This window comes from Mesorhizobium sp. M1E.F.Ca.ET.041.01.1.1 (assembly GCF_003997355.1).
Lineage (GTDB): Bacteria > Pseudomonadota > Alphaproteobacteria > Rhizobiales > Rhizobiaceae > Mesorhizobium.
The window spans coordinates 1-3,822 of record NZ_RZSL01000566.1; the positions used below are offsets into that span (position 1 = coordinate 1).

At 64.1% G+C, this 3,822-nt stretch carries 5 protein-coding genes; 3 read left to right on the forward strand and 2 right to left on the reverse strand.

What is annotated here, in order from left to right; all coding sequences use genetic code 11:
• Nucleotides 1–51 precede the first annotated feature (51 nt).
• From EOA38_RS30240 to mog, 3 genes are read left to right on the forward strand one after another with little or no spacing between them, the layout of a single operon-like run.
• On the forward strand, nt 52–1,035 hold the full coding sequence (locus EOA38_RS30240; protein WP_126095721.1) for a peptidase U32 family protein: 984 nt from the start codon (nt 52–54) through the stop codon (nt 1,033–1,035).
• 3 nt (nt 1,036–1,038) lie between these two features.
• Nucleotides 1,039–1,938 carry a U32 family peptidase gene (locus EOA38_RS30245; RefSeq protein WP_126091620.1) on the forward strand — a complete coding sequence of 300 codons (900 nt, stop codon included), beginning with the start codon at nt 1,039–1,041 and terminating at the stop codon, nt 1,936–1,938.
• A 5-nt stretch (nt 1,939–1,943) separates the two neighbouring features.
• On the forward strand, nt 1,944–2,450 hold the full coding sequence (mog, locus tag EOA38_RS30250) for a molybdopterin adenylyltransferase (RefSeq protein ID WP_126095720.1): 507 nt from the start codon (nt 1,944–1,946) through the stop codon (nt 2,448–2,450).
• A gap of 183 nt (nt 2,451–2,633) precedes the next feature.
• On the opposite strand, the gene EOA38_RS30255 is transcribed toward mog, so the two are convergent.
• Nucleotides 2,634–3,566, reverse strand: coding sequence for an anti-sigma factor (locus tag EOA38_RS30255; RefSeq protein WP_126091619.1), 933 nt, complete (start codon nt 3,564–3,566; stop codon nt 2,634–2,636).
• On the reverse strand, nt 3,553–3,822 hold a 270-nt coding region (locus EOA38_RS30260; RefSeq protein WP_127300957.1), incomplete at its 5' end, for a sigma-70 family RNA polymerase sigma factor. The genes EOA38_RS30255 and EOA38_RS30260, both read right to left, overlap by 14 nt.

A 3,822-nucleotide genomic window follows, 5' to 3' on the forward strand; every position in this document is an offset into this window, starting at 1 on the left:
CCGATTGGCCGACAACAGCGCCAGAGAGGCGCGGGAAACATGACGACACGCATGGAACTTGTCTGTCCGGCGGGAACTCCCGCGACGTTGAGAGCAGCCGTCCAGGCGGGCGCGGATGCGGTTTATTGCGGATTTCGCGATGAAACCAACGCCCGCAATTTTCCCGGGCTCAACTTCTCTCGGAACGAACTCGCCGAGGGCGTGCGCTTCGCCCACGACCATGGCAGCAAGGTTCTGGTCGCGATCAATACCTTCGCGCGCGTCGACGATGTCGACACCTGGAAGAAGGCAGCGGACATGGCCGCCGAAAGCGGCGCGGATGCCATCATAGCCGCCGACTTCGCCGTCCTCGATCATGTGGCAAGGAACCACAAGCAAATCCGTCTTCATCTGTCGGTGCAGGCTGCCGCGGCGACGCCGGAAGCGATCGGCTTCTATGCGGCTCAGTTCGGCATTCGCCGCGTCGTGCTTCCAAGGGTTCTGTCACTCCAGGAGATAGCCGCGCTGAACCGCGCGATCGACGTCGAAACCGAAGCCTTCGTTTTTGGCGGTCTTTGCGTGATGATCGAGGGTCGCTGCTATCTCTCTTCATATGCGACGGGCAAATCGCCGAATCTCAACGGTGTCTGCTCGCCACCCGAGATGGTGAGCTATGACGAAGAGCCGAGCGGCACAACGGCGCGGCTGTCGGGCTTCACGATCGATCGATATGAGCGCGGCCAGCCGGTGGGTTATCCCACTCTCTGCAAGGGCAAATTCAAAGCCGACGGCAAGACGTCCCATCTGTTCGAGGATCCCGTCAGCCTGAACGCCGGCGGCATGATTTCAGGCTTGAAGGCCGCCGGGGTGACTGCGCTGAAAATCGAAGGGCGCCAGCGCGGCAAAGGCTATGTAAGCGAGGTCGTGCGCGCCTTCAGAAAGGCCGTCGACGCGGTCGAAAAGGGCGGCGACGCGGTCGACATCGATCGGCTTCTCGCTGGCCAGTCGGAAGGGGCTCGGCAGACCGCGGGAGCCTACGAGAAGAAATGGAGATAGCCGGTGTCCGAAATCGCGCTGACGCTTGGACCGGTCTTCTTCCACTGGCCCCCCGACCGTCTCCTGGATTTCTACCGCAGGATAGCGGACGAGGCCCCGATCGAGCGCGTTCACGTCGGTGAAGTCGTCTGCGGCAAGCGGATGCCGTTTTCGGATCCCGCATGGCCGGCGATCATCGAACGGCTTGAGCGTGGAGGCAAACAGGTGGTGCTGTCCACACTGGCGGCGCCGGCAACCGTGCGGGAACGCAGAAGCGTCGAGGATCTTTGCGGAGAGGACAGGCTGGTCGAGATCAACGACGTGTCCGGCCTGCCGTCACGCTCCGGCAAACCCTTCGTCACGGGTCCGTTCCTGAACGTCTACAACGAGGCTTCCGCGAAATTCCTGATCCAGCTCGGCGCGCAGACAATATGCCCGCCCGTGGAATTGTCGTTTGCAGCGATCGGCGTCATGTCCTTGAAATGTCCGGAGGCTGAGTTCGAGATCTTTGCGTTCGGGCGGTTGCCGCTCGCCCTTTCCGGACGGTGTTATCACGCTCGGATCCACGGCCTTCATAAGGATTCATGCCAGTTCACCTGCGAAAAGGATCCCGATGGTCTCTCCGTCGATACGCTCGACGACCAGCAATTCCTCGCCATCAACGGCGTACAGACCCTTTCCAATCAGGTGCAGGCTTTCTGCCCCACCCCCGCCGCACTCGCCGCCAAGGGCATCAGGCGCCTGCGTTTGTCCCCCCAGACATGCGACATGGTGGAGGTAGCGAGGATATATAGACGGCTGGCCGACGGCAAAGAGGAGCCGAAGGATGCCCGCTTCGCCCTTTCGTGCCTCGATCTGCCTGGCATCCTGGTCGACGGGTACGCCCATGCCAGGCCCGGTTGGCAGGCAACCGCGACGGCCTGACGGCAATGACCCGGATTGCGATCGTGACCATCTCCGACCGTGCAAGCCGCGGCGAGTACGACGATCTTGGCGGACCGGCAATCGAGCGCTGGCTCCGTGGTGTCCTGGCGGAGCCCTGCGATTTTGTCCGCCGCATCGTCCCCGACGGCCTGGAGAGCGTCCGCGACGTGCTCATCGAGCTTTGCGACCAGGCAGGCGCCGACCTGATCCTGACAACAGGCGGAACCGGTCCCTCCCCGAGGGACCTCACGCCGGAAGCCATGCGGCAGGTCATTACCAAGGAGTTGCCCGGTTTCGGCGAGCTCATGCGGCAGGCAAGCCTGCTGCATGTACGCACGGCCATCCTTTCACGTCAGACCGCAGGCGTGCGCGGCCGATCGCTGGTCATAAACCTGCCCGGAAAACCGTCCTCCATCGACGTGTGCCTCGACGCTGTCTTTCCCGCAGTGCCTTACTGCCTCGAACTCATCGGCGCGGGCCGGATCCTGGTGGATTCTTCTGTTTTGGGATGAACCGCTCTAGCTGTTGAGGCTCAACAGCCAGAGCGGTTCCAGGAAAAGTGTGTAACGGTTTTCCGTCCGGAATTGCGTCAAAACAAGGAGATAGAGCGGGTCGCCGTTTCCGTGAAACGGTGAACCGCTCTAGTTGCAAATTTGCGAAGCTTTGGTTGGTCCCGTTCCTGACGGGGCCTGTATTCACCCCCGGCTGCCGGCCGCCGGATTGGCTGCGGCCGCCGCCCGGAAGCGGGCGACGAAATCGTCGAGCGCCGGCCGCTCGGCATCCGAGATCGCCCAGTAGGAGAAGGCGCCGTCGGTCCAGTGGACCAAGAGGAAGCCGCCCGCCGAGAGATCGTCCGCCACCGGCACGGATGCGCCTCCGGTCTGCTGTGGTGCCGCCACCAGGGTGATCAGATGCTCATGGTGGCGATAGACCAGCGCCGGCATCGGCCTGTCACCGATCACCTCGACGCGTCCGCCAAGCAGCGCGTAGCCGTCCTTGGCCATGTCGGGCGCCGGCGGCGACACGCCGATCCGGCCGTCGAGCCACGGCTTCACCGTATGGCGGTCGGAAGACACGATGTCGACCGGGGTTGCGGCGAGCAGGCTGCGGCGATGGCCGTTGGCGACGGCGACCGCAAAGCTGTCGGGCGCATTTTCCACCATCAGCCACTGCGTCGCGCCGCTGGCGAGAAAAGCCGTCAGCACGATCGAGGCCGCCATCTGGCGCCAGTCGAAGGAACTGAAGCGGCGCGCCAGGCTGCGCGCCGTCGGCCGCATCTCGATGACTTTGCCTTGTTGCTGTTGCGGCCGAGCGGACGGCTCCGCTTTCACAGCGTCGGCCGGCGCAGCCTCAACTTCGCCGGAACCTTTCACCTCAGCGATCGCCGCGATGCGCGCCAGGAAGTCGTCGCTGACTGCCGGGCGCGGCACGCCGGCGACAGCCATGCGCAGCGCGAGGATGCGCGCATGTTCGGCCGCCAGCTCCGGATCGGCGGCGATGCGCCGCTCGACGGCAAGTGCCGCGGCGGCGTCGAGCTCGCCATCGACAAGGGCATGGATCATCAGCTTCATATCCTGCGGGTCTTCCGGCAATCCGTCCTCACGCGGGCGATTTTCATGCGGGCTCATGGTGGCGCCCTCCAATATCCGTCATCAGCAGGCTGCGCGCCCGCGCCAGTCGCGACATCACCGTGCCTTGCGGCACGCCGAGCATGGCCGCGATCTCGCGATAGCTGAGGCCGTTTATGTCGCGCAGCACCAGCGTTTCGCGAAACGCTTCAGGCAGCCTTGCGATCGCTGCTTCCACGGCTGCCGAATTCGCCTTGGCGATCAGCGCCGCTTCAGGGCTGTCGGCGTTGCTGTCCGGCGGCGGCGACACGTTATC